This is a genomic window from Streptomyces sp. NPDC050287, from assembly GCF_044459385.1.
Lineage (GTDB): Bacteria > Actinomycetota > Actinomycetes > Streptomycetales > Streptomycetaceae > Streptomyces.
In genome coordinates, this window is the sequence record NZ_JBITIY010000011.1 from 79,089 (window position 1) to 104,236 (window position 25,148).

The following is a 25,148-nucleotide window of genomic DNA, read 5'->3' on the forward strand; positions in this document are numbered from 1 at the left end:
CTGTGACTGCTGTCTGATTTCTCACATGCGCGGTGGCGCGTTTCAGACGGTGTGGGAGCCGGCGGGTGTCGAGCGGACGAACGTGCCGTTCTTCCATCGCCACTTCGCGTCGTCCTTGACGTCGGGGCAGCAACTGGGCACGTCGGTGGTGGAGTAGCCGAGGACTGTGGCGAGGACGGCTCCGTCCCGGAGGGCGAAGTCGGTCACGGTCCGGCGGTCCTTGGGGTTGATGAGGGTGGCCACCACGCGGGGCGTGCCGGTGTCCGCGGAGCGGGTGAGGACGTAGACGCCGTCGGGCGGGGTTCCCATCGCTGTGTCGCAGTGCACGACGGCGACTGTTTCCGGCCTGCCGTCTTGGTCGAGGTCGCCGGTGACCTTCTTCGCCACGATCGCCTTGGCGGGGCCGCACTCGATCGGGAAGTGGACGTGGGAGGGGTCGGGGGGTGCGGTGACGGCCGGGTCCTTCTTGGTCTGGGGGCCGGCTTCCTGGGCTGCCGTCGCCGGGTTGGGCTGCAGGACCGAGGAGAGGGCCACGACGCCGGCGACCGCTGTCGCGGTGGCGACCCAGTGGATGGGACGAGTGTGGGTGTGTGCCAGTTCCGGGACGGCGGGTTGCTGCACTAGGAGCGTCTCCTGAGGGCTGTGCCGGTGGGGGTGGCTGCATGGTGCCACACGTCACAGTGAGGGGGAAACGGCGGGGTCGGCACTCCGCCGACCTTGGGCCTTACGGACTTTGGTGCGGTGTCAACACGCGTACGCCGTGGCGCAGTTCCCGGAGGTCGGTGGGAACTGGGCCACGGCGTTCGTGCGTTGTCGCGGCACCGGGCCGCTTCAGCGGGCGGCGCCGCCGTCGGCGTTGGGGCCGGTGTAGTCCTCGCCGTAGGCGCCCTTGGCGGGGCGGCGGCGGCGCATGGGGGGCTCGACTCCGTCGGCGAGGCGGCGGGCGGTGAGCAGGAAGCCGGTGTGGCCGATCATCCGGTGGTCGGGGCGGACGGCGAGGCCCTCGACGTGCCAGTTGCGGATCATCGATTCCCAGGAGGTCGGTTCGTTGAAGGAGCCGATCTCGCGGATGGACTCGACGGTGCGGGCGAGCTGGGTGGTGGTCGCCACGTAGCAGCAGAGGATGCCGCCGGGGACGAGTGCCTTGGAGACGGCTTCCAGGCATTCCCAGGGGGCGAGCATGTCGAGGATGACGCGGTCGACGTCCGTGTCGGACAGGTTGTCCTGGAGATCGCCGACGGTGAGCTGCCAGGCGGGGTGGGGGCCGCCGAAGTAGCGCTCGACGTTCTGCCGGGCGATGTCGGCGAAGTCCTCGCGGCGCTCGTAGCTGTGCAGCATGCCCTGGTCGCCGATGGCGCGCAGCAGGAAGCTGCTGAGCGAGCCGGAGCCGACGCCGGCCTCGACGACGCGTGCGCCGGGGAAGATGTCGGCGAAGGCGAGGATCTGTCCCGCGTCCTTGGGGTAGACCACGGCGGCGCCGCGGGGCATGGACAGGACGTAGTCGGGGAGCAGGGGGCGCAGCGCGAGGTAGGCGACGTTCCCGGTGGTGCGGACAACGCTGCCCTCGGGAGCGCCGATCAGTTCGTCGTGGGGGAAGGAACCCTTGTGGGTGTGGAAGTTCTTCCCGGCCTCGAGTGTGAACGTGTAGTGGCGGCCCTTGGGGTCGGTCAGCTGAACCTGGTCCCCGACCTTGAAGGGCCCGCGCCTGCGGGCGGCACCGGTCGGTTCGGACATGTGAACAGCCTACCGGTCCCGGCGGGGGCCTTGGACCACTAGGAGGGCCTGGCCATCGCCTTGACGAAGGCGCGCTCGACGTCGGCCGCGGACAGGACGCCGTAGATCTCGCCGGTCTCCTCGACGACGAGGTATTCGGTGGCGGGGGTGGCGCGCAGGGCGTCGAGGAGGTCTTCGCCGGCCAGTTCCGCGGAGACGCGCATGCCGTCGGTGAGGTCCTGGGCGAGGCCGCTGACGGCGACCCAGGGGCGGCGGTGTTCCGGTACGCCGACGATGGCGGCCTCGCGGACGAGGGAGAGGGGGTGGCCGTCGGTGTCGACGACGACGAGGGCGCGGGCTCCGGCGGCGTTGGCGCGGCGCAGGGCTTCGGAGAGGGGGGTGTGGGTCTCGACGGGGACGGCGCGGCGGGTGAGGGTGCGGGCGCGCAGTTCGGGCAGGTGTTCGCGCAGGCGGGCCATGCGGAGGCTGTTGCCGGCGCCGGTCCAGATGATGGCGGCGAGGATGGCGGCGAGCAGGGCGTCCATCACGGTGTCCATGCCGACGCTGTCCTCGGCGTTGGAGCCGAGTGCGCCGGACTGGGTGAGCAGGGGGAGGCCGATGAGGACGGAGACGGCGAGGGCGCGGCCGATCCAGGCGGCGGCGATGGTGCCGGTCATGGGCTTGCCGGTGATCTTCCAGACGACGGCGCGCAGCATTCGGCCGCCGTCGAGGGGCAGGCCGGGCAGGAGGTTGAAGGCGGCGACGATCAGGTTGGAGACCATCAGGCCGGCCAGGAGTACGCCGGGGACCGTGTCGGGCTCGACGGGCTGCAGGGCGAGGTAGAAGAGGCCGGAGAGGGCGAGGGAGAGCAGCGGGCCGACGAAGGCGAGCCAGAACTCCCGGCCGGGGGTCTCGGCCTCCTTCTCGATCTCGGAGACACCGCCGAAGAACTGGAGCTGGATACGGCGGACGGGGAGCTTGAAGCGGAGGGCGGCGACGGTGTGGGCCAGTTCGTGGACGAGTACGGAGGCGTAGAAGGCGACGGCGAAGAAGAGGGAGACCAGGTAGCGGGCGGCGCCGAGTTCGGGCAGCACCCGGTCGAGCTGGCCGCCGAACACCCAGGTGATGAGGGCGGCGACGAGGAACCAGCTGGGCGCGACGTACACGGGCACGCCGAAGGGCCGCCCCATCAGCAGTCCGCCGCCGGGGCCTCGTTCGCGCCGGGGAGGACGGCTCTTGGTGGAGCCGGCGTGGGCGAGGGGCCGGTCGCCGACGGGGTGGGTGTGCTCCGGGCTGCCGGTGTGCGCTTCGGTCCGGTGATGGTCGGCGGCGTGCTGAGGGGTGGTGGGGTGCTCGGTGTCGTGTGCGGCAGGCATGGCCTGCTGGTCCTTGGGGGCCTGGCCACTGGCGGCCTGGTCACCGGCGGCCTGGTCCGTGTGGGGCCGGTCTTCGGCGGGCTTGTCCCGGGGGGTCTCGTCCTCGGGGGACTCTTCCGCGGAGTGACCGGGACTCTCGCCTGCCGTGGTCTCGTCGCCGACGGCGGTGGCGTCGTCCGGGGTCTGGGGCGGGGCGTCCAGGCGGCGTACGACCATGGTGGGTTCGTCGGCCGGTGGGGTCTCGTCAGTGTCGGTGTCGGTGGCCCGTCGGGGCCGGCCGGGGCGTGCGGGGCCGGTGGCCGGGGTCGCAGGTGTTGCGGGGCGCTCGGTCGGCTGGTCGTCGCCGGACCGCGGCTGCCCGCTCCCGCTGCTCTCGTCCACGGTGTCCCCTCGTTCGAAGCGTCTCCCGCGCCTGCCGGACGGGAGGGTCTCGGGTCGATGGTATGCGGCCGTCGCGACGCGTTCCGCCCCGGCACCCCCCGTGTTTCCCTGGTCGTCGCGCGGGTCATGACGGTGGCTGGGTCACTGTCAGTGGCGGGCCGTATGGTCTGTGGTCATGGAGACGAGCACGGAGGACGCCGCGGGGGCCGCCGGCGAAGGGACCGCGCAGGGGGATCCGCCGGTCGCGGCGGAATCGGCGGCCGCGAACACGACGGTCACGGCCGCGACGGCCACGGCCACGGCCATGGCAGTGGACACGGCGACGGCGGTCGCGGCAGCCGGTGCCGCGGTGACGGCTACGACTACCGCTGAGGCCGCAGCTGCGACTGCAGCGCCGGCCGACGAGGTGATCACGGCCGGTCCGGCGGGTCCGACCGGTCACACGGCCATAGCCCCGGCCTCGCTGTCCCCCTCCCGGGCGGGTGACTTCATGCAGTGCCCCCTGCTGTACCGGTTCCGGGTGATCGACCGGCTGCCCGAGAAGCCGAGCGAGGCGGCGACGCGCGGCACGCTGGTGCACGCGGTCCTGGAGCGGCTCTTCGACGCCCCGGCCGCGGAGCGGACCGCTCCCCGTGCCAAGTCGCTGATCCCCGGACAGTGGGACCGGCTGCGGGAGACCCGGCCGGAGGTCGTCGAGCTGTTCGCCGACGATCCTGAGGGCGAGCGGATGGCGCGCTGGCTCGGTGAGGCGGAGCAGCTGGTGGAGCGCTGGTTCACGCTGGAGGACCCGACCCGGCTCGAGCCGGTCGAGCGCGAGTTGTTCGTCGAGACGGTGCTGGACTCGGGGCTGAAGCTGCGCGGGATCATCGACCGGGTCGATGTGGCGCCCACCGGCGAGGTGCGGATCGTCGACTACAAGACGGGCAAGGCGCCCCGGCCGGAGTACGCCGAGGGTGCCCTGTTCCAGATGAAGTTCTACGCCCTGGTGGTGTGGCGGCTGAAGAACGTCGTCCCGCGCCGGCTGCAGCTCGTCTATCTCGGCAGCGGCGATGTTCTGACGTACGACCCCGTGGTGGCCGACCTGGAGCGGGTCGAGCGCAAGCTGCACGCGCTGTGGGAGGCGATCCGCGAGGCCACGCGGACCGGTGAGTGGCGGCCGCGTCCGACCAAGCTGTGCGGCTGGTGCGATCACCAGGCGCACTGTCCGGAGTTCGGCGGTACTCCCCCGCCCTATCCGCTGCCGGTGAGGGCGCCGGAGTCCGGCGGTGGCCCGCAGGGCAGAATGGGGCCGGACTAGCGAAGGAGACTTACGTGGCCATCCGCGTCCTACTGGTCGATGACCAGCCGTTGCTGCGCACCGGCTTCCGGATGATCCTGGAGGCCGAGCAGGACCTCGCGGTCGTCGGCGAGGCCGGAGACGGCCTCCAGGCTCTGGACCAGGTGCGGGCTCTGCAGCCCGATGTGGTCCTGATGGACATCCGTATGCCGCGGATGGACGGTGTGGAGGCGACCCGGCAGATCACCGGGCCGGGGCGGGACGGCCCGGCCAAGGTGCTGGTGCTGACCACCTTCGACCTCGACGAGTACGTGGTGGAGGCCCTGCGGGCGGGTGCCAGCGGCTTTCTGCTGAAGGACGCCCCGGCCAATGAGCTGGTGCAGGCCATCCGTGTGGTGGCGGCGGGTGAGGCGATGCTGGCGCCGAGCATCACGCGGCGGCTGCTCGACAAGTACGCCACCCATCTGCCCTCCGGCGACGAGCCGGTGCCGGACACCCTGCACACGCTCACGGACCGTGAGGTCGAGGTGCTGAAGCTGGTGGCGCGCGGGCTGTCCAACGCGGAGATCGCCGCGGACCTGTTCGTGAGTGAGACGACGGTCAAGACGCATGTCGGCCATGTCCTGACGAAGCTGGGGCTGCGCGACCGGGTGCAGGCCGCGGTGTACGCGTACGAGAGCGGTCTGGTGCGGCCTGGGGCCCAGCAGTAGGCGGTACGTGCCTTCGAAGCGGGTTCCCGCGGGCTTCTTCCCGCGGGGCGGGTTCCCCGCGGGAACGTCTTCCCGCGGGGCGGGTTCCGTCAAGCGTGTCAGCTCTTGCTGAGTTCCCAGAAGCGGAAGACGGTTGAGGCGTCGAGGCAGTACTCCAGGCCGTAGACGCCCTCGCGGGTGACGGCGTACTGCTTGGCCTGCCAGAGCGGGAGGACGGGGAGGTCGTCGGCGACGAGGTCCTGGAGTTTGCCGTAGTCGGACTCGGTCGCGGCGCGGTCGGTCTGGGCGGCGGTCCTCGGGATGAGCGTGCCGGTGATCGTGCTGTTGCGGTAGTGGTTGTCGAGCACGTTGCCCTTGCCGAAGAAGGGGGCCGTGAAGTTGTCGGCGTCCGGGTAGTCGGGGACCCAGCCCTTCACGTAGACGCCGTAGGTGCCGGCCGCGATGTTCTTCTCGTACTCGTCGAAGGCCACGGACCGCATGTCTGCGTCGAACAGGCCGCTGGCGTTGAGCTCGGCGGCGATGGCCTTCAGCAGGGCGTCGGTGGCCGGGCCATAGCGGGACGGGGTGGACCACAGGGTCAGCTTCACCTTGCCGCTGATGCCGTCGGCGGCCAGCGCGGCGGCGGCCCTGGCCTTGGAGGGGCGGGCGCCGTAGGTGTCGAAGAAGGCCGTGTTGTGGCCGGTGATTCCGGCCGGGATGATCGAGTACAGCGGGGTGGCCGTGCCCTGGTAGACGTCGTTGATGAGGGCGTCGCGGTCGATCAGGTAGGCCATGGCCTTGCGCACGCCGAGCCGGCCGGCGACCGGGTCGTCCATGTTGAAGACCAGGTGCTGGACCTCGGCGCTGCTGCCCTCGACGACTTCGACGTCGGAGTCTTCGCCTTGTTCGATCTCCGCGATGTCGCCGGCGGCGAGTCCTCGGTAGGCGATGTCGACCTTGTGGTCGAGCAGGGCCTGCTTGAGGGCGGGCTGGTCGCCGTGGAAGAACTTCAGCGTCACACCGGAGTTCTTGACGTCGGCAGTGCCCTGGTAGTTCTCGTTGACCGAGAAGACGGCCTGGTCGTCGCTGAAGGAGTCCAGCTTGTAGGGGCCGGAGCCGACCGCCTCGCCGTCCTCGCGCAGCCCGTCGGCGTCGTACTGGGTGTGGTCGACGATGGAGCCGGCGCCTGAGGCGAGCTTGCTGGGGAAGGTGGCGTCGGGGGTGTTGAGGTGGAACACCACGGTCTTCTCGTCCGGTGCTTCGACCTTCTGGAGCATGGGGAACATGATCGCGGGCCCGGCGTCGTCGTTGATCTTCAGCATGCGGTCGAAGGAGAACGTGACGTCCTTCGAGGTGAGCGCGTCACCGTTGCTGAACTTCAGGCCGTCCTTCAGCGTGCAGGTGTAGACCTTGGTCTCGGTGTCCGTGAAGGCGCAGTTCCGGGCGGCCTCGGGCTGTGGTTCGGTGCTGCCCTTGGGGAAGCTGAGCAGCGACTGGAAGACGTTGTTGAACAGCATCCAGGAGCCGGGGTCGTAGCCGGAGGCGGGGTCGGTGGCCAGGACGTCGTCGGACATTCCCATGACCACGGAGGAGCCGCTGTCCCCCGATGCCCCGGTCTGGGTTCCGCAGGCGGTCAACAGGCCGGAGGCCAGCCCCGCCACGATGGGCAGGACCGGCCACTGGTTGCGCAGGTTCACGTAATGCCTTGTCGTTGTGTTGGGGCCCGGAGCCGCCCTCCCGGGCCCCGGCGGGGTGCTCGGTGTCAGCCGCGGACGCCGCGGCCGAGCTCCCACAGCTGAAGGGTCGAGGAGGAGTTCAGCGCGTACGCGGTGCCCGTGATGTCGTCGCGTGCGGCGACGTACTGCTTGCCCTGCCACAGCGGGAGGACGGGAACGTCCTGGGCGACGATGTCCTGAATGTCCGTCAGGCTGGCGGCGGCGGCGAGCCGGTCCGACTCGCGGCGGGACTCCGGGATCAGCGTGTTGCGGATCTGGCTGTTCGCGTAGGGCGAGCCGATGGTGTTGTCCTTGTCGAGGAACGGCGCCAGGTAGTTGTCGGCGTCCGGGAAGTCCGGGAACCAGCCCATGCCGTAGACGTCGTACGCGCCCTCCTGCTCGGCGGGGCGGAAGGTGTCCCAGGGCTCGCCCTTGACGCTGACGTCGAACAGGCCGGTGTCGTTGAGCTGCTTCTGCAGTACCTCGAACTCCTGCTTGGTGGCCGGACCGTAGTGGTCGGTCGTGTAGTGCAGGGTCAGCTTGACCGGGGTGGAGATGTTCGCCCTGGTCAGCGCCGACTTGGCCTTGGCGGTGCTCGGGTCGCCGTAGGTGTTGAAGAACGAGTTGGAGTGGCCGGTGATGCTGGCCGGGACCATCGAGTACAGCGGCTCGGCCTGCGATCCGTAGACCTTGCTGACGAGTTCGCTGCGGTTGATGACCTGGGCCATCGCCTCACGGACCGCCTTGGTCTTCACGGTCGGCGCGGCGGTGTTGAAGCCCAGGTAGCGGATCTCCAGGCCGGGCAGTTCGACGAGGTCGACGTTGCCGCCCGAGGCGCCTGCGAGCTTGTCGATCTGTTCCGGGGACATGGTGCGGGTCATGACGTCGATGTCGCCCTTGTCGAGCGCGGTACCCATGGTGTCCGCGTCCTCGAAGGAGCGCATCTCGACCTTGTCGTTGTTCACCTTCAGCGTCCCCTTGTAGTTGGGGTTCTTGGTGAACACCACGCTGTCGAGCGCGTCGTTCTTGACGTCGGCCTGCAGGGTGTACGGGCCGGAGCCGTCCACGTCGAAGCCGTCGCGCAGTTTGTCCTTGGCGTAGTCGTCGGGGTTGACGATGCCCGCGACCGGGGTCGACAGCTTGAACGGGAAGGTGGCGTCGGCCGTCTTGAGGTGGAAGATCACCTCGCGGTCGCCCTGGGTCTCGACGGTGTCGATGGTGGACAGCAGGGCGAAGACACCGCTGTCGGCCTTCAGCGCCATCGCACGGTCGATGGAGTACTTCACGTCCTTGGCGGTGATGTCCTTGCCGCCGGCGAACTTCAGGCCGTCGCGCAGGGTGCAGGCGTAGCGCTCGTTGCCGCTGTCGGTGAAGCCGCATTTCTCGGCGGCCTCGGGCACCGGGGTCCCGTCGCCCTTCGGCATGATCATCAGGGTCTGCACCGTCTGGCGCAGGATGTTCCAGGTGCCGACGTCGTAGGCGAAGGCGGGGTCGAGCGGCGCCGGGGCCTTCTTCGTGGCGGTGAACCGGTCCGTGGTGCCAACGACGATCGCGTCGCCGCTGTCGCTCCCGCTGTCGGACCCGCCGCAGGCTGCGAGTACCGGAGCGAGCAGGCCGATCACGGCCGGCAGCACCAAAGTCTTGCGGTTCATGCTCGAAGTTCTCCAGAGCTGTCGAGTCCGTGTACCCGGCATGCAGGGGTGTCGATGCGGATCACGGGGTAAGGGTGATGTTCTCGCTAGGAGATTAGTCCGCGCCGGCAGGAGGGTTCGCGACGACCGGAGTTGAGGGCCCATCACGCAGCGGAACCAGGTGTGGACGGACCGGAAACCCGAGGGGGGAAGGATTCGTGCAGGGTCTCCCCAATCGGGACACAAAGACCCACCTGCGCCCCCGCAAAGGGGGCAGCACACACACCCGTACCACCCTGTCGAGCCCTCATGGCGTGGGGAACGTCACATACCCGGCGGTGTGGAGAGCGCCCGAATTCCGGGCGTCCGGGCCGGTTCGAATTCCTTCGCACACGCCTCGTGGAATTCCCGCCCTATCGGCACCGCACGCTGGGTGAACGCGCGGCGTATTTCCGTCATCAACGCCCCGTCAGAGCGTGATCAGACCGCGCAGAAATGCCAGGTCCACCTCTTCGAGCGAGGTCACGACGGTGCGCCGGTCTGCGGGGGTGATGGGCGCCACGGAAGGCACGGCCACGACATGGCAGCCGGCCGCCTCGGCCGCGGCGACGCCGGTCGCGGTGTCCTCGACGACCGCGCAGCGGACCGGGTCCACGCCGAGTCCGGCGGCGGCGAACAGATACGGGTCGGGGTGCGGCTTGGTGCGGCTCACCTCGTCGCCGGCGACGGTGAGTGCGAAGTACTGGGGGCCGAGCGAGCCGAGCACCCGGTCGATGATGCGCCGGTGCGAGGCGGAGACCAGCGCCGTGGGGATCTCGTGCGCGGCCAGTTCGGCCAGCAGCCGGGCGGCTCCGGGCATCAGCGGCAACGCGCGGTCGATACGCTCCTCGAAGCCCTGGTTGAGCAGCACCGTGAGCTCGGCGAGGGTGATGTCGGCGCCGGTGGCCTCGATGAGGAAGCCCGCGCTGCGGGTCATGGGGCCGCCGACCACGACATGGCGCCAGGAGTCGTCCAGGGTGTGCCCGAGGCGGGCGAACACCTCGGCCTCGACGTCCCACCAGAAGCCCTCGGTGTCCACCAGGGTGCCGTCCATGTCGAGGAGCACCGCCTGCAGGGCGGAGCCTTCGGCCGTACGGGTTACTGGTGCGGGAACCGTGCTGGTCATCCACGTACCTCCTTTGAGGGACGACCAGGCCGGTTCCCACGGGGGGAACCGGCCTGCAGTGGACCGACCAGTGTACGACTTATCCGATCAGCGTGCCGTTCGGGACGGAACCGGCGGCGTGACACGCCTCACCGTGCGTTGAAGTACTTCGCCTCGGGATGGTGGATCACGATCGCGTCGGTGGACTGCTCCGGGTGCAGCTGGAACTCCTCGGAGAGGTGGACGCCGATACGCTCCGGCTGGAGCAGGTCGGCGATCTTGGCGCGGTCCTCCAGGTTGGGGCAGGCGCCGTACCCGAGGGAGAAGCGGGCGCCGCGGTACTTCAGGGCGAACATGTCCTCCATCTCGCTGGGGTCCTCGCCGGCGAAGCCCAGCTCGGAGCGCACGCGCGCGTGCCAGTACTCGGCGAGTGCCTCCGCCAACTGGACGGACAGGCCGTGCAGTTCGAGGTAGTCGCGGTAGGCGTTGGACTCGAAGAGCTTCGCGGTCTCCTCGCCGATGCGGGAGCCGACGGTGACGACCTGGAGGCCCACCACGTCGGTCTGACCCGACTCCTCCGGGCGGAAGAAGTCGGCCAGGCACAGCCGGCGGCCGCGGCGCTGGCGGGGGAAGGTGAAGCGGGTGCGCTCGTTGCCCTGTTCGTCCAGGATGATCAGGTCGTCGTCCTTGGACACGCACGGGAAGTAGCCGTAGACGACGGCCGCCTCCAGCAGGTTCTCCGTCTGCAGCTTGTCCAGCAGCCCGCGCAGCCGGGGCCGACCCTCGCTCTCGACGAGTTCCTCGTAGGAGGGGCCCTCGCCGGTGCGGGCCTGCTTGAGGCCCCACTGGCCCTTGAACAGGGCGCCCTCGTCGAGCCAGCTGGCGTACTCCTTGGTCTGGACGCCCTTGATGACGCGGGTGCCCCAGAACGGCGGGGTCGGCACGGGGTTGTCGGTGGCGACGTCGGAGCGGACGTGGCCCTCCTCCGGGCGCTCCTCCACCTCGACGGCGGCGTTCGCCCGCACCCGGCGCTGCTTGAGCTCCGGCAGCTTCGCCCCGGGCACGCCCCGCTTGACGCCGATCAGCGCGTCCATCAGCCGCAGACCCTCGAACGCGTCGCGGGCGTAGCGGACTTCGCCCTGGTAGATCTCGTGCAGGTCCTGCTCGACGTACGCGCGCGTCAGCGCGGCACCGCCGAGGATGACCGGGTATTTCCCGGCGAGCTCGCGCTGGTTGAGCTCCTCCAGGTTCTCCTTCATGATCACCGTGGACTTCACCAGGAGCCCGGACATGCCGATGACGTCGGCGCGGTGCTCCTCGGCGGCCTCCAGGATCGCGGAGACCGGCTGCTTGATGCCGAGGTTGACGACGTTGTAGCCGTTGTTGGACAGGATGATGTCGACGAGGTTCTTGCCGATGTCGTGGACGTCGCCGCGCACGGTCGCCAGCACGATGGTGCCCTTGCCGGCCTCGTCGCCCTCGACCTTCTCCATGTGCGGCTCGAGGTAGGCCACCGCGGTCTTCATCACCTCGGCCGACTGCAGCACGAACGGCAGCTGCATCTGTCCGGAACCGAACAGCTCACCGACGACCTTCATGCCGTCCAGCAGCGTGTCGTTGACGATGTCGAGGGCGGGGCGGGACGTGAGCGCCTCGTCGAGGTCCGCCTCCAGGCCGTTCTTCTCGCCGTCGATGATGCGGCGCTTGAGGCGCTCGTCCAGCGGCAGGGCGGCCAGTTCCTCGGCCCGGCCCGCCTTGAGGGACTTGGTGGTCGCGCCCTCGAACAGGGCCATCAGCTTCTGCAGCGGGTCGTAGCCCTCGGCCCGGCGGTCGTGGATGAGGTCGAGGGCGGTCTGTACCTCTTCCTCGGTGAAGCGGGCGATCGGCAGGATCTTCGACGCGTGCACGATCGCCGAGTCCAGGCCCGCCTTCACGCACTCGTCGAGGAAGACCGAGTTGAGCAGGACACGGGCGGCCGGGTTGAGACCGAAGGAGATGTTCGACAGGCCCAGCGTGGTCTGCACGTCCGGGTGGCGGCGCTTGAGTTCGCGGATCGCCTCGATGGTGGCGACGCCGTCCTTGCGTGACTCCTCCTGACCGGTGCAGATGGTGAAGGTCAGGGTGTCGATGAGGATGTCCGACTCGTGGATGCCCCAGTTGCCGGTCAGGTCATCGATGAGCCGTTCGGCGATCTCGACCTTCTTCTCGGGGGTGCGGGCCTGGCCCTCCTCGTCGATGGTCAGCGCGATCAGCGCGGCGCCGTGCTCCCGCGCCAGTTCGGTGACCTTCGCGAAGCGGGACTCGGGGCCGTCGCCGTCCTCGTAGTTGACGGAGTTGATGACCGCGCGGCCGCCGAGCTTCTCCAGGCCCGCGCGGATGACCTCCACCTCGGTGGAGTCCAGCACGATCGGCAGGGTGGACGCGGTGGCGAAACGCCCGGCCAGTTCCTCCATGTCGGCGACGCCGTCACGGCCGACGTAGTCCACGCAGAGGTCCAGCATGTGGGCGCCCTCGCGGATCTGCTCGCGGGCCATCTCCACACAGTCGTCCCAGCGGCCCTCCAGCATGGCCTCGCGGAACTTCTTCGACCCGTTGGCGTTGGTGCGCTCACCGATGGCCAGGTACGCGGTGTCCTGACGGAACGGGACCGTCTGGTAGAGGGAGGCGGCACCCGGCTCGGGCTGCGGATGACGCTCACTCGGGGCGAGGTCGCGGACCCGCTCGACGACCTGGCGCAGGTGCTCGGGAGTGGTGCCGCAGCAGCCGCCGATGAGGGAGAGGCCGTAGTCGCGGACGAAGGTCTCCTGCGCGTCGGCCAGACCCTCCGCGTCGAGCGGGAAGTGCGCGCCGTCCTTGGTGAGGATCGGCAGGCCCGCGTTCGGCATGCACACGAGCGGGATACGGGAGTGCCGGGTCAGGTAGCGCAGGTGCTCGCTCATCTCCGCCGGGCCGGTGGAGCAGTTCAGGCCGATCATGTCGATGCCCAGCGGCTCCAGCGCGGTCAGCGCGGCACCGATCTCGGAGCCGAGCAGCATGGTGCCGGTGGTCTCGAACGCCATCGACACCACCAGCGGCACCTCGACGCCGGTCGCCTCCATCGCGCGCCGGGCGCCCAGGACGGATGCCTTCGTCTGGAGCAGGTCCTGGGTGGTCTCGACGATCAGGGCGTCCGCGCCGCCGGCGAGCAGTCCTTCGGCGTTGGCCTGGTAGCCGTCGCGGATCGTCGCGTACGTGACATGGCCGAGGGTGGGCAGCTTGGTTCCGGGGCCGATCGAGCCCAGCACCCAGCGCGTGCGACCGTCGCGGGCGGCGTACTCGTCGGCCACCTCACGGGCGATACGGGCGCCGGCCTCGGACAGTTCGTGCACACGGCCGGCGATGTCGTACTCCGCCGCGGCCGTGTGGTTGGCCCCGAAGGTGTTGGTCTCCACGCAGTCGACGCCCACCGCGAAGTACTCGTCGTGGACGGAACGCACGATGTCGGGGCGGGTGACATTCAGGATCTCGTTGCAGCCCTCGAGATTCTCGAAGTCCTCCAGGGTCGGATCCTGCGCCTGAAGCATGGTGCCCATCGCTCCGTCGGCGACCACCACACGGGTGGCGAGTGCCTCACGGAGCGCGGACACACGGGTCCGGCTGTCGGCGGAAGGGGTCGGTGGCGACGAGGCCATGTAAGGGCTCCCTTGAGGTGCGACGGCTGTCGGCTTCTCCGGCGCCCGCGAGACGTCCCACGCGAGGCGCACCTCGCCAGGGTAGCCGGGTCCCGGCTCCGATGGTCAGGACGTCCACGGGACGGACCACGATAGGCGGACAGTGGGGGGCCACCTGAGCGAGACGGGTGGGACACCGGCGGCATACGGGTGTGCCACCGGTGTCCCACCCGTGGCGCAACAGATACGGGCCGACCATTAGCGGAGGTCGGCATGGACCGGTAGTGTTCGACATTGCCGAACGGTGGCAGCGGGCGTCGCGCGGCGGCGGTCGAAGGGGACGGAGGCAGCACGGCGATGGCACGGAACATCCAGTCGCTGGAACGAGCGGCCGCGATGCTGCGGCTTCTCGCGGGTGGCGAGCGGAGACTCGGCCTGTCCGACATCGCCTCCTCGCTGGGCCTCGCCAAAGGCACCGCGCACGGGATCCTGCGCACCCTCCAGCAGGAGGGCTTCGTCGAGCAGGACGACGCCTCCGGGCGCTACCAGCTGGGCGCCGAACTGCTGCGCCTGGGCACCACCTACCTCGACGTCCACGAACTGCGGGCACGCGCCCTGGTGTGGACCGACGACCTGGCCCGCTCCAGCGGCGAGAGCGTCCACCTGGGCGTCCTGCACCAGCACGGCGTGCTGATCGTGCACCACGTCTTCAGGCCCGACGACAGCCGGCAGGTCCTGGAGATCGGTGCCATGCAGCCACTGCACTCCACGGCCCTGGGCAAGGTCCTGTCGGCGTACGACCCGGTGGCGCACAGCGAGGTGCTGGAGAGCGACCGCAAGTCCTTCACCGAGCGGACCGTCTGCGACCTCGACGACCTGGAGAAGATCCTCGACATCACGCGCGCGCGTGGGTACGCGGCCGACGTCGAGGAGACCTGGGAGGGCATCGCGTCCGTCGCCGCGCCCATCCACGACCGGCGGCGGATGCCGGTCGGGGCGGTCGGCATCAACGGGGCCGTGGAGCGGCTGTGCCGGGACGGCGAGCTGCGCCCCGAGCTGATCGCGGCGGTGCGGGACTGTGCCCGCGCGGTCTCGCGGGACCTGGGCGCCGGGCGGTTCTGAGCCCGTCGGGGACGAGGCGGAGCGCAGGCGCCGGAACACCGGACGCCGGAACACCGGGACACCGCGGGCGTCGCGGGCCCTGTCGCGCGCCGGGCTGCCCGCGCCTGCGGGCAGGCGCGGCATCGGTGGCACACGGCCGTCAGTAACGATCGTGTTTTCGACAACAGAACTCTTGACGTGCCTGTAACGCCAGGGCGAGACTCCCGTCCATCGGTCGACATTGTCGAACACCGACCGGCAAATAGGCGTTACAGTGACTACGCCAAGGGCCGGCAGCTCTTCCTCTGGACGAAGGACAAAGGAGTCGCGGGTGTCCAGCTCCGACATCTTCATCGGCGAGACCATCGGTACCGCCATACTCATACTGCTCGGCGGGGGCGTCTGCGCCGCCGTCACGCTCAAGGCCTCCAAGGCCCGCAACGCCGGCTGGCTCGCCATCGCCTTCGGGTGGGGTTTCGCCGTTCTGACGGCCGTGTACACCTCGGCGCCGCTCTCCGGTGCCCACCTCAACCCGGCCGTGACGCTCGCGCTCGCCATCAAGGACGACGACTGGAGCAACGTCCCGGTCTACTGGGCCGGTCAGCTGGTCGGCGCCGCGATCGGCGCGGCCCTGGTCTGGGTGGCCTACTACGGTCAGTTCCACGCCCACCTCACCGACAAGGAGATCGTCGGCGGTCCCGGCGCGCAGGCCACCTCGGCCAAGGCCGTCGAGGCCCAGGAGAAGGGCGCCGGCCCGGTGCTGGGCATCTTCTCCACCGGCCCCGAGATCCGGGTCGTGTGGCAGAACCTCGCCACGGAGATCATCGGCACCGTCGTACTGGTGCTCGCCATCCTCACGCAGGGCCTGAACGACAGCGGCAAGGGTCTCGGCACCCTCGGTGCCCTGATCACCGCGCTCGTGGTGGTCTCGATCGGTCTGTCCCTCGGCGGCCCGACCGGCTATGCGATCAACCCGGCCCGTGACCTCGGGCCGCGCATCGTGCACGCCCTCCTGCCCCTGCCCAACAAGGGCGGCTCCGACTGGGGCTACGCCTGGATCCCGGTGGTCGGTCCGCTGATCGGCGGCGCCATCGCGGCAGGCATCTACAACGTCGCTTTTGCTTAGAGCAGCTGCTCGTGACAGCGGCTTCGAAGCACCTGAGCAGCAGTAGACCAGTCCCCTTCACCATGGAACCTCCCGGGAGCACACCGTGACCGACGCCCACACCGCCGGCCCCTTCATCGCGGCGATCGACCAGGGCACCACCTCCAGCCGCTGCATCGTCTTCGACCGGGACGGCCGTATCGTCTCCGTCGACCAGAAGGAGCACGAGCAGATCTTCCCGAAGCCGGGCTGGGTGGAGCACAACGCCACCGAGATCTGGACCAACGTCCAGGAGGTCGTCGCCTCCGCCATCGAGAAGGCCGGCATCACCCGCGACGACATCAAGGCCATCGGCATCACCAACCAGCGCGAGACCACTCTGCTCTGGGACAAGAACACCGGTGAGCCCGTCCACAACGCCATCGTCTGGCAGGACACCCGCACCGACGCCCTGTGCCGGGAGCTCGGCCGCAACGTCGGCCAGGACCGCTTCCGTCGCGAGACGGGCCTGCCGCTGGCCTCCTACTTCGCCGGTCCGAAGGCCCGCTGGCTGCTGGACAACGTCGAGGGCCTGCGCGAGCGCGCCGAGGCCGGCGACATCCTCTTCGGCACCATGGACAGCTGGGTCATCTGGAACCTGACCGGCGGTGTCGACGGCGGCCGGCACGTCACCGACGTCACCAACGCCTCCCGCACCCTGCTGATGAACCTGCACACGCTGGAGTGGGACCCGAAGATCGCCGAGTCCATCGGTGTGCCGCTGGCGATGCTGCCCGAGATCCGCTCCTCCGCCGAGGTCTACGGCGAGATCACCGGCGGCAAGCTGGGCGACCTGCTCGGCGGCATCCCGGTCGCCTCCGCGCTCGGAGACCAGCAGGCCGCCCTGTTCGGCCAGACCTGCTTCGCCGAGGGCGAGGCCAAGTCGACGTACGGCACCGGCACGTTCATGCTGATGAACACCGGCGAGAAGATCATCAATTCGTACTCCGGCCTGCTCACCACCGTCGGCTACCGCATCGGCGACGACAAGCCGGTCTACGCCCTCGAGGGGTCCATCGCCGTCACCGGTTCGCTGGTGCAGTGGATGCGCGACCAGATGGGCCTGATCTCCACCGCCGCCGAGATCGAGACGCTCGCGCTCTCGGTCGAGGACAACGGCGGCGCGTACTTCGTGCCTGCCTTCTCCGGCCTGTTCGCCCCGTACTGGCGTCCCGACGCCCGCGGTGTGATCGCCGGCCTGACCCGGTACGTCACCAAGGCGCACCTCGCGCGCGCCGTCCTGGAGGCCACCGCCTGGCAGACCCGGGAGATCAGCGACGCCATGACGAAGGACTCGGGCGTCGAACTCGCGGCCCTCAAGGTCGACGGCGGCATGACCTCCAACAACCTGCTGATGCAGACGCTCTCGGACTTCCTGGACGCCCCCGTGGTGCGCCCGATGGTCGCCGAGACCACCTGCCTCGGCGCCGCCTACGCCGCCGGTCTCGCCGTCGGCTTCTGGACCAGCACCGACGACCTGCGCGCCAACTGGCGCCGGGCCGCCGAGTGGACCCCCCGCATGGACGCGGACGCCCGCGACCGTGAGTACAAGAGCTGGCTCAAGGCCGTCGAGCGGACCATGGGCTGGCTCGAAGACGAGCACTGACGAGAGCTGAGAGAGCTCTGAAGCGAGCTCCGACACGAGCTCTGATGAGGAGTAAGAACCCCACATGACCAGTCAGTCCACCCTGCAGTCCGTGCCTGCCCTGGGCACCCGCCCGGCCTCCGGCTCCAACCCGAGCCGCGCCGAGGCCCGGGAGCAGCTCTCCAAGGCGTCGTACGACCTTCTCGTCATCGGCGGCGGCATCCTGGGCATCTCCACCGCCTGGCACGCCGCGCAGTCCGGCCTGCGGGTGGCCCTGGTCGACGCCGGCGACTTCGCCGGTGCCACCTCCTCCGCCTCCTCCAAGCTGCTCCACGGCGGCCTGCGCTATCTGCAGACCGGCGCGGTGAAGCTGGTGGCGGAGAACCACTTCGAGCGCCGTGCGGTCTCCCGCCAGGTGGCTCCCCACCTGGCGAACCCGCTCACGTTCTACCTCCCCGTGTACAAGGGCGGGCCGCACGGCGCGGCGAAGCTGGGAGCCGGCGTCTTCGCGTACTCGATGCTGTCGGCGTTCGGCGACGGCGTCGGTCACCTGCTGTCGCCGGCTAAGGCGCAGCGGGACGTGCCCGAGCTGCGCACCGAGAACCTCAAGGCCGTGGCCGTGTACGGCGACGACCAGATGAACGACGCGCGCATGGCGCTGATGACGGTCCGGGCGGCCGTCGAGGCGGGCGCGGTCGTGCTGAACCACGCCGAGGTCCAGGGCCTGCGCTTCACCAAGGGCCGGGTCACGGGCGCGGACCTGCGCGACCGGCTGTCCGGCGACGAGTTCGGCGTGAACGCCCGTCTGGTGCTCAACGCGACCGGCCCGTGGGTCGACCACCTGCGCAGGATGGAGGACCCGGACGCGGCGCCGTCCATCCGCCTGTCGAAGGGCGCGCACCTGGTCCTTAAGCGGACCGCCCCGTGGAAGGCCGCGCTGGCCACCCCGATCGACAAGTACCGGATCACCTTCGCCCTCCCCTGGGAGGACATGCTGCTGCTCGGCACGACCGACGAGGCGTACGAGGGCGACCCGGCGGATGTCGCGGTCACCGAGAAGGACACGGCCCAGATACTCGACGAGGCCGCGTTCTCCATCCGCGACCAGCAGCTCGACCGTGACCTGATCACGTACGCCTTCGCGGGTCTGCGGGTGCTGCCGGGCGGCCCCGGTGACACGGCCAAGGCCAAGCGGGAGACCGTGGTGACCGAGGGCCGGGGCGGGATGCTCTCGGTCGCGGGCGGCAAGTGGACGACGTTCCGGCACATCGGCCGTACGGTCATGCAGAAGCTTCAGGCGCTGCCGGGCCATCCGCTGGGCGACGACTTCGAGCCGGTCTCCGCGCTGCCGAGGAAGCTGCCGCTGCCGGGCGTCGCGAATCCCCGTGCCGTGGCCCACCGCCTCCTCGTCGACCACCCGGTGCCCGGCCCGCGCATGGCCGCCGACACGGCCAGGCACCTGGCCACGCACTACGGTTCGCTGGCCTTCGACATCGCCCGCCTGGCGAACGACGACCCGGAGCTGGCCCAGCGCGTCCACCCGGACGCCCCGGAGATCTGGGCCCAGGTCGTCTACGCCCGCGACAACGAGTGGGCCGAGACACCGGACGACGTACTGCGCCGGCGTACGACGCTGACGATCCGGGGTCTGGCGACGGACGACGTCCGCGCGAAGGTCCAGGACCTGCTCGACAAGAAGTAGGCCTCGCGGGCCCCGCAGGGCCCGCGAGGCCCATCGGGGCAGCGTCGTCAAGGGGTGGAGGCCGCCGTGCAACCGGCCCGACCGCGCCGGAAGAGGCCGCGGTGATCGCCGATCTGGCGCGCTCATCTGAACAGGCCCGCATAATGTGGCTGAGACATCCGATGTCTCGGCACACTTCGGGGCGACAGGGAGGCCGGTCATGGCAGTCACCGACGAGGCGATCGAGAAGATCAAGGGCATGATCGTCTCCGGCGCGCTGCGCCCCGGCGACCGGCTCCCCAAGGAGAGCGAGCTCGCCGCCGAGCTGGGGCTGTCCCGCAACTCGCTGCGGGAGGCCGTGCGGGCCCTGTCGCTGATCCGGATCCTGGACGTGCGGCAGGGCGACGGCACGTACGTCACCAGCCTCGACCCGCAGCTGCTGCTGGAGGCGCTCAGCTTCGTCGTCGACTTCCATCGCGACGACACGGTCCTGGAGTTCCTGGCGGTACGCCGCATCCTGGAACCGGCCGCGACCGCGATGGCGGCCCTGCGGATCAGCGAGCAGCAACTGGACGCGCTCTCGGCCCAGTTGGACAAGCTGGGTGACAGCCCGTCGGTGGAGGAGCTGGTCGCCTGCGATCTGGACTTCCACCGCGGGATCGTGCAGAGCTCCGGGAACTCGGTGCTGTGTTCCCTGCTCGACGGTCTGTCCGGGCCCACCACCCGGGCCCGGATCTGGCGGGGGCTGACCCAGGAGGACGCCGTCACCGGCACCCTGCGCGAGCACCGGGCGATCCTTGCCGCGCTGCGCGACCGGGACGGGGAGGCGGCCCGTTCCTGGGCGACCGTGCACATCGCGAGCGTGGAGCAGTGGCTGCGGTCCACGCTCTGACGAATCGCCCGGACCGGGTCCCGGCTTCGGCGGGACGGTGCGGGAACCGGACGGGGCCCGGCGCCGGCCAAGACGGTGGGGGCATCCGGACCGGGTTCCAGCGCCGGCGAGACGGTGCTGGAGAGCCCGATGTACCGGAACCGGGTGGACGGCCCCCATCCGGTCCAGCACGCCCCGTCCGCGGGCCTGCCGGGGAAGCCCATGAGGCCGTACGGCAGGCAGCACCGGCCGGAGGACGACGCAGCAGCGGGCGACCGCGTAGTTGCCCCGGGCCGCTGCGCCCTCGGGGCGTAACGGCCCGGACGGCTCGGGGTGTTCCGGGGTGGCGAACGGGGCAGTGATGCGTTCACTCCCCCGTGCAAGGGGGCTGCGGACGCCCCCGCCGCACGCCGTAAGGTTGGGTCGTTAAGCGAGGGCACGTCGGAAGGAGGCGCTGGGTGATCGAGCTCGAGGGGGTTCCCGAGCTGATCGACCCGGTCATGGTGGCCGCGTTCGAGGGCTGGAACGATGCCGGCGACGCCGCCTCCACCGCGGTCGCGCATCTGGACAGGGAGTGGAAGGGCGAGGTGTTCGCGGCGCTGGACGCCGAGGACTACTACGACTTCCAGGTGAACCGCCCCACGGTGTGGCTGGACGGCGGCGTGCGCAAGATCACTTGGCCGACGACAAGGTTGTCGGTGGTACGGGTCGGCGGCGAGAAGCCGCGTGATCTCGTCCTCGTGCGAGGTATCGAACCGTCGATGCGGTGGCGCTCGTTCTGCAACGAGCTGCTGGGCTTCGCCCACGAACTGGGCGTGGAGCTGGTGGTGGTCCTGGGCGCCCTGCTGGGCGACACCCCGCACACCCGTCCGGTCCCGATCAGCGGGACCACGTCGGACGCCGACCTGGCCCGCCGCATGGACCTGGAGGAGACCAAGTACGAGGGGCCCACGGGGATCGTCGGCATCCTCCAGGAGGCGTGTACGCACGCGGGCGTCCCGGCTGTGTCGCTGTGGGCGGCCGTGCCGCACTACGTGTCGCAGCCGCCGAACCCGAAGGCGACGCTGGCCCTCCTCAACCGCCTGGAAGATCTGATCGACGTCCGCATCCCCCTGGGTGAGCTGCCCGAGGACGCGCGCGCCTGGCAGGTGGGCGTGGACCAGCTGGCCGCCGAGGACAGCGAGGTCGCGGAGTACGTCCAGTCTCTGGAGGAGGCCCGGGACACCGCGGAGCTGCCGGAGGCGTCCGGCGAGGCGATCGCCCGGGAGTTCGAGCGGTACCTGCGGCGCCGGGACGGGTCCGGACCGGGCGGCTCCGGTGGGCACGCGACGACGGACGGCAGCGACAGCACGTCGTATCTGCGGGACAACCCCAGCGGTCGCAACAAGCCGCCGAAACCGCCGAAACCGGAACCGGGGGCGGAGCCGGAGTCCGGGGCGGGGCCGGAGTCGGCGGCCGAGCCGGAGTCCGCGGCCGAGCCGGACGACGAGGACTCGTCGCCGGAGGACTGAAACGGGCTGAAACACAAGGGGCGGTGCGCCAGTTCGCACCGCCCCTTGTGTGCTTTTTGTGTCGTCGAGCGTGTGTTCTCGATCGCTACAGCGCCACGCCCAGCAGTGCGTCCACCGCCCGCGACACGACGCCGGGGGCGCCCTCGTCCGTACCGCCCTGCTCGTCCTGGAGCGTCACCCACCGGTCCACGGCGGCCAGCGCGGCCGGGGAGTCCAGGTCGGCGGCGAGGGCCTCGCGGATCTCCTCGACGAGCGTCTCGGCGGGCGGGCCGTCGGGGCGGGAAACCGCGGCACGCCAGCGGCCGAGCCGGTCGACGGCGTCCTGGAGGACCTGGTCGGTCCACTCCCAGTCGGCCCGGTAGTGGTGGGCCAGCAGCGCCAGCCGGACGGCGGCCGGGTCGACCCCGTCCCGCCGCAGCTGGGACACGAAGACCAGGTTGCCCTTGGACTTGGACATCTTCTCGCCGTCGAGAGCGACCATGCCGGCGTGGACGTACGCCTTGGCCATCGGGAACTCGCCGGTGAGGACCTGGGCGTGCGAGGCGCCCATCTCGTGGTGCGGGAAGGCGAGGTCGGAGCCGCCGCCCTGCACGTCGAAGCCCATCCCGAGGTGGTCCAGGGCGATGGCGACGCACTCGATGTGCCAGCCGGGGCGGCCGCGCCCGAGCGAGGCGCCGTCCCAGCTGGGCTCGCCCTCGCGGGCGGCCATCCACAGCATCGGGTCGAGCGGGTTCTTCTTGCCCGGGCGGTCCGGGTCGCCGCCACGCTCGGCGGACAGCAGCCGCATGGCGTCCGCGTCCAGGCCCGACACCTTGCCGAAGTTCGGGTCGGACCCGACCGAGAAGTAGATGTCCCCCTCGAGTTCGTAGGCGGCGCCCGCGTCCCGCAGCCGCTCGACGAGCGGCACGATGCCGGGTATCGCCTCGACCGCGCCTATGTAGTGCCGCGGGGGCAACATGCGCAGGGCGGTCATGTCCTCACGGAAGAGGGCCGTCTCCTGCTCGGCGAGGGCGGTCCAGTCGAGGCCGTCGCGCTCGGCCCGCTCCAGCAGCGGATCGTCGACGTCGGTGACGTTCTGGACGTAGTGGACCTGCCGCTTGGTGTCGAGCCACACGCGCTGCACAAGGTCGAACGCGTTGTAGGTCGCCGCGTGACCCATGTGGGTCGCGTCGTACGGCGTGATGCCGCAGACGTAGATACGGGCGACGGGACCGGGGTCGAGGGTGACCAGGCCACCGGTGGCGGTGTCGTGGATCCTCAGGTCGCGGCCCTGACCAGGCAGGGCGGGGACCTCGGAAGCGGGCCAGGCATGCATGCCATGAGCCTAACCGGACGGAAGTTCCGTATACGAACCGGACCGGGCCGGATGGCCGGTGAGGCACTCTTGCGCGATACCGGCCGGTGTGCCACTACACCGGTGGCCAGGGAATGGCCGGCCACTCGCCGCTGGGTTCCGGGTGCTTGCCGGACGTCAGCAGGGCGTCGACCCGCGCGCGGGTGGCGTCGATCTCCGCCGGGGTGATGAGCGAGGCCAGGCGTGCGGACAGCGCGCCGGACTCCCCGAGCGCCCCGTTCAGGGCCTTGAGCACGTCGACCGCCTCAGCGTTAAGCGGCTCGCCGGCCCAGCCCCACAGCAGGGTCCGCAGTTTGTTCTCGGCGTTGAAGGTGACCCCGTGGTCGATGCCGTACAGGCGGCCCTCGGCGGTGGGCAGCAGATGGCCCCCCTTGCGGTCGGCGTTGTTGATCACCGCGTCCAGCACGGCGAGCCGGCGCAGCCGCTCGTCGTCGGCGTGCACCAGCAGCGCGGTGCGTCCCTCACCGACCTCGGCGAGGCCGATCGCCTTCCAGCCGGGCTCCGGCTCCTCCGCGTCGACGAGCGCGAGCAGTTCGCTCTCGGGCGTCACGTCGATCCACAGCTGGCACATGCCCTCGCCGTACGGCCCGTCGCGCAGCACGGTGGGCGGGACGAGGCCCCAGCCCATCGCCTCGGAGACCTCGTACGCGGCGACCTCGCGCTGTGCGAGCGTCCCGTCGGGGAAGTCCCACAGGGGCCGCTCCCCCGCGATCGGCTTGTAGATGCAGGCCGCCTCCCGGCCGTCGTAGGAGACAGTGCAGTACAGGGCCGCGTTGGACGCCTCCCGGATGCGGCCGCGCACGGTCAGCTCGCCCTCCGCGAGCACGTCGGCGAGCGGCTCGGTCGGTGTCGCCCCGGTCGTCACGCTCCGCGGCGGTATCCGTTCTGGCGCGGACATACGTGTCCTTCCGGGTCGAGCGGGAGACTGCACAGCGGACACGGCGGCCGCCCGGCGTTGACGACGTCCAGGGCACGCTTGGCGAAGGCTCTCGCCTGCGCGCCGGTGAGCCGGACCCGCAGCATCGGGGGCCCGTTCTCCTCGTCCTGGAGGAGTTTTTCCTCCGCCTCGGCGAGGTCCTCCTCGGACTCGGCGTCGAGCTCCACGAGGGCCTGCGCCTCGACGATCATGCGCTGTTCCTCGCCGTCCCAGGCGAGAGCCATGGTGCCGACCCGGAACTCCTCCTCGACAGGGGTTTCCAGAGGGGCGGTGTCGGCGACTTCGGTGGGCGCGACGGCCGGCACGGCGGCACTGCCTCCGCTACGGCGTACGACCTCGTCCAGCAGCTCGTCCATCCGCTCGGCGAGCGCGGCGACCTGGGTCTTCTCCAGGGCCACGCTGGTCACCCGGGGGCCGGCCGTGGCCTGGAGGAAGAACGTACGGCGTCCGGGCAGTCCGACCGTACCGGCCACGAAGCGCTCCGGGGGGTCGTAGAGGAACACCTGACGGGACACGTCCTGTCTCCATTGGAATCGTGAGTAGCTGCGGCTGTCCGTGAACGTCCGTACGTGAACGTGCTTGCGCGGACCGCTTCACCCTACTGCGCCCGACGATCACGGTGCGCCCGCACCGCCCCCCACCGGGGCGTCGCCTGCCGGGGGCTCCTCGCGCGGCGCCAGGGACGCGAAGTCACCGGTGTCGCCGAGGCGGACGAGAAACGGCCTGAGACGGGTGTAACGGATCGCTGTGATGGAACATGGTTCAACAGAAATCCGCTGGAAGAGGTCGAGATGAAGTCCGAGTGCGTCCGCCACGAGCGACTTGATGACGTCGCCGTGGGAGCACATGAGGTAGACGGCGTCGGCGCCGTGGTCCCGCTCCACCCGGGCGTTCCACTCGCGCACCGCCTCGGCGGCCCGGGTCTGCATCGCCCGCATCGACTCGCCGCCGGGGAAGGCGGCCGCCGAGGGGTGCGTCTGCACGACCTGCATCAGCGGCTCGTCCATGAGCTCGGCGAGCTTGCGTCCGGACCAGTCGCCGTAGTGGCACTCCCCGATCCGTTCGTCGGTGTGCGCGGTGAGGCCGGGGCGGGCCTGGAGAAGGGGCTGGACGGTCTCCTGGCAGCGCTGCAGCGGGCTGGTGACGATCTCGGAGAGCGGCAGCTCGGCGAGCCTGCCGGGCAGCGCGGCCGCCTGTGCGGCGCCGCGCTCGTCCAGGGCGACGCCGGGTGTCCAGCCGGCGAGCAGTCCCTCGGTGTTGGCGGTGGATCGTCCGTGCCGGACGAGGATCAGCGTGGGCATGCCGCCCAGCGTAGGCGTACGCCGGGCGACGGTCCGGGGCGCGGTGGTCACCGTGGTGGGAGTGGTCGCGGTGATCGGGGTGGCCTTC

At 70.4% G+C, this 25,148-nt stretch carries 19 protein-coding genes; 8 read left to right on the top strand and 11 right to left on the bottom strand.

The features are described 5' to 3' along the window. Window positions 1–42: 42 nt before the first annotated feature. The 3 genes from ACIBK3_RS33070 to ACIBK3_RS33080 form a co-directional block, all read right to left on the bottom strand. Window positions 43–621: a hypothetical protein gene (locus ACIBK3_RS33070; protein WP_399371131.1), complete on the bottom strand. Its 579-nt coding sequence runs from the start codon at window positions 619–621 to the stop codon at window positions 43–45. Between the two features lie 210 nt (window positions 622–831). Beyond that, window positions 832–1,734, bottom strand: a complete 903-nt coding sequence (locus ACIBK3_RS33075; RefSeq protein WP_030672413.1) for a tRNA (adenine-N1)-methyltransferase — start codon at window positions 1,732–1,734, stop codon at window positions 832–834. Window positions 1,735–1,772: 38 nt separating this feature from the next. Then, a complete protein-coding gene (locus ACIBK3_RS33080; protein ID WP_399371132.1) occupies window positions 1,773–3,470 on the bottom strand; it encodes a site-2 protease family protein in 1,698 nt (565 codons plus the stop codon). Window positions 3,471–3,645: 175 nt separating this feature from the next. Here ACIBK3_RS33080 and ACIBK3_RS33085 point away from each other — a divergent pair, with 175 nt between their 5' ends. After that, complete coding sequence (locus ACIBK3_RS33085; protein WP_399371133.1) at window positions 3,646–4,767, top strand: RecB family exonuclease; 1,122 nt, start codon at window positions 3,646–3,648, stop codon at window positions 4,765–4,767. Between the two features lie 14 nt (window positions 4,768–4,781). After that, on the top strand, window positions 4,782–5,456 hold the full coding sequence (locus ACIBK3_RS33090) for a response regulator transcription factor (protein ID WP_030932644.1): 675 nt from the start codon (window positions 4,782–4,784) through the stop codon (window positions 5,454–5,456). A 98-nt stretch (window positions 5,457–5,554) separates the two neighbouring features. On the opposite strand, the gene ACIBK3_RS33095 is transcribed toward ACIBK3_RS33090, so the two are convergent. The 4 genes from ACIBK3_RS33095 to metH form a co-directional block, all read right to left on the bottom strand. Next, window positions 5,555–7,132, bottom strand: coding sequence for an ABC transporter substrate-binding protein (locus ACIBK3_RS33095; protein WP_399371134.1), 1,578 nt, complete (start codon window positions 7,130–7,132; stop codon window positions 5,555–5,557). Between the two features lie 65 nt (window positions 7,133–7,197). Beyond that, window positions 7,198–8,802 (bottom strand): ABC transporter substrate-binding protein, encoded by a 1,605-nt coding sequence (locus ACIBK3_RS33100; RefSeq protein WP_399371135.1) that lies wholly within the window; start codon window positions 8,800–8,802, stop codon window positions 7,198–7,200. 448 nt (window positions 8,803–9,250) lie between these two features. Continuing rightward, on the bottom strand, window positions 9,251–9,946 hold the full coding sequence (locus tag ACIBK3_RS33105) for an HAD family phosphatase (RefSeq protein WP_030676467.1): 696 nt from the start codon (window positions 9,944–9,946) through the stop codon (window positions 9,251–9,253). A 128-nt stretch (window positions 9,947–10,074) separates the two neighbouring features. Continuing rightward, window positions 10,075–13,596 (bottom strand): methionine synthase, encoded by a 3,522-nt coding sequence (gene metH / locus ACIBK3_RS33110; protein WP_399371136.1) that lies wholly within the window; start codon window positions 13,594–13,596, stop codon window positions 10,075–10,077. A 336-nt stretch (window positions 13,597–13,932) separates the two neighbouring features. Between metH and ACIBK3_RS33115 the strand changes: the two genes are divergently transcribed. The 6 genes from ACIBK3_RS33115 (at window position 13,933) to ACIBK3_RS33140 (ending at window position 21,468) form a co-directional block, all read left to right on the top strand. Continuing rightward, a complete protein-coding gene (locus ACIBK3_RS33115; RefSeq protein WP_399371137.1) occupies window positions 13,933–14,697 on the top strand; it encodes an IclR family transcriptional regulator in 765 nt (254 codons plus the stop codon). A gap of 310 nt (window positions 14,698–15,007) precedes the next feature. Next, window positions 15,008–15,802: an MIP/aquaporin family protein gene (locus ACIBK3_RS33120; protein WP_399371138.1), complete on the top strand. Its 795-nt coding sequence runs from the start codon at window positions 15,008–15,010 to the stop codon at window positions 15,800–15,802. An 85-nt stretch (window positions 15,803–15,887) separates the two neighbouring features. Then, window positions 15,888–17,426 (top strand): glycerol kinase GlpK, encoded by a 1,539-nt coding sequence (gene glpK, locus ACIBK3_RS33125; protein WP_399371139.1) that lies wholly within the window; start codon window positions 15,888–15,890, stop codon window positions 17,424–17,426. A gap of 64 nt (window positions 17,427–17,490) precedes the next feature. Next, window positions 17,491–19,107: an FAD-dependent oxidoreductase gene (locus tag ACIBK3_RS33130; RefSeq protein ID WP_399371140.1), complete on the top strand. Its 1,617-nt coding sequence runs from the start codon at window positions 17,491–17,493 to the stop codon at window positions 19,105–19,107. A 199-nt stretch (window positions 19,108–19,306) separates the two neighbouring features. Beyond that, a complete protein-coding gene (locus ACIBK3_RS33135) occupies window positions 19,307–19,978 on the top strand; it encodes a FadR/GntR family transcriptional regulator (RefSeq protein WP_030676479.1) in 672 nt (223 codons plus the stop codon). 437 nt (window positions 19,979–20,415) lie between these two features. Further along, window positions 20,416–21,468, top strand: a complete 1,053-nt coding sequence (locus ACIBK3_RS33140) for a PAC2 family protein (protein WP_399371141.1) — start codon at window positions 20,416–20,418, stop codon at window positions 21,466–21,468. A gap of 85 nt (window positions 21,469–21,553) precedes the next feature. On the opposite strand, the gene mshC is transcribed toward ACIBK3_RS33140, so the two are convergent. From mshC to ACIBK3_RS33160, 4 genes are all read right to left on the bottom strand, one after another. Further along, window positions 21,554–22,783: a cysteine--1-D-myo-inosityl 2-amino-2-deoxy-alpha-D-glucopyranoside ligase gene (gene mshC, locus ACIBK3_RS33145; RefSeq protein ID WP_399371142.1), complete on the bottom strand. Its 1,230-nt coding sequence runs from the start codon at window positions 22,781–22,783 to the stop codon at window positions 21,554–21,556. 94 nt (window positions 22,784–22,877) lie between these two features. Then, a complete protein-coding gene (locus ACIBK3_RS33150; RefSeq protein ID WP_399371143.1) occupies window positions 22,878–23,720 on the bottom strand; it encodes an SCO1664 family protein in 843 nt (280 codons plus the stop codon). After that, window positions 23,684–24,274, bottom strand: a complete 591-nt coding sequence (locus ACIBK3_RS33155; protein ID WP_399371144.1) for a DUF3090 domain-containing protein — start codon at window positions 24,272–24,274, stop codon at window positions 23,684–23,686. Before ACIBK3_RS33155 ends, ACIBK3_RS33150 begins: the two co-directional genes overlap by 37 nt. 99 nt (window positions 24,275–24,373) lie before the next feature. Next, on the bottom strand, window positions 24,374–25,060 hold the full coding sequence (locus ACIBK3_RS33160) for a histidine phosphatase family protein (RefSeq protein ID WP_399371145.1): 687 nt from the start codon (window positions 25,058–25,060) through the stop codon (window positions 24,374–24,376). Between the last annotated feature and the right edge of the window lie 88 nt (window positions 25,061–25,148).

Bases quoted from the DNA above. Each gene is read 5' to 3' on its own strand.
- ACIBK3_RS33075 (WP_030672413.1), bottom strand. From the start codon at position 1,734: ATGTCCGAACCGACCGGTGCCGCCCGCAGGCGCGGGCCCTTCAAGGTC.
- ACIBK3_RS33085 (WP_399371133.1), top strand. From the start codon at position 3,646: ATGGAGACGAGCACGGAGGACGCCGCGGGGGCCGCCGGCGAAGGGACC.
- ACIBK3_RS33100 (WP_399371135.1), bottom strand. From the start codon at position 8,802: ATGAACCGCAAGACTTTGGTGCTGCCGGCCGTGATCGGCCTGCTCGCT.
- ACIBK3_RS33105 (WP_030676467.1), bottom strand. From the start codon at position 9,946: ATGACCAGCACGGTTCCCGCACCAGTAACCCGTACGGCCGAAGGCTCC.
- metH (WP_399371136.1), bottom strand. From the start codon at position 13,596: ATGGCCTCGTCGCCACCGACCCCTTCCGCCGACAGCCGGACCCGTGTG.
- ACIBK3_RS33115 (WP_399371137.1), top strand. From the start codon at position 13,933: ATGGCACGGAACATCCAGTCGCTGGAACGAGCGGCCGCGATGCTGCGG.
- ACIBK3_RS33130 (WP_399371140.1), top strand. From the start codon at position 17,491: ATGACCAGTCAGTCCACCCTGCAGTCCGTGCCTGCCCTGGGCACCCGC.
- ACIBK3_RS33135 (WP_030676479.1), top strand. From the start codon at position 19,307: ATGGCAGTCACCGACGAGGCGATCGAGAAGATCAAGGGCATGATCGTC.
- mshC (WP_399371142.1), bottom strand. From the start codon at position 22,783: ATGCATGCCTGGCCCGCTTCCGAGGTCCCCGCCCTGCCTGGTCAGGGC.
- ACIBK3_RS33150 (WP_399371143.1), bottom strand. From the start codon at position 23,720: ATGTCCGCGCCAGAACGGATACCGCCGCGGAGCGTGACGACCGGGGCG.
- ACIBK3_RS33160 (WP_399371145.1), bottom strand. From the start codon at position 25,060: ATGCCCACGCTGATCCTCGTCCGGCACGGACGATCCACCGCCAACACC.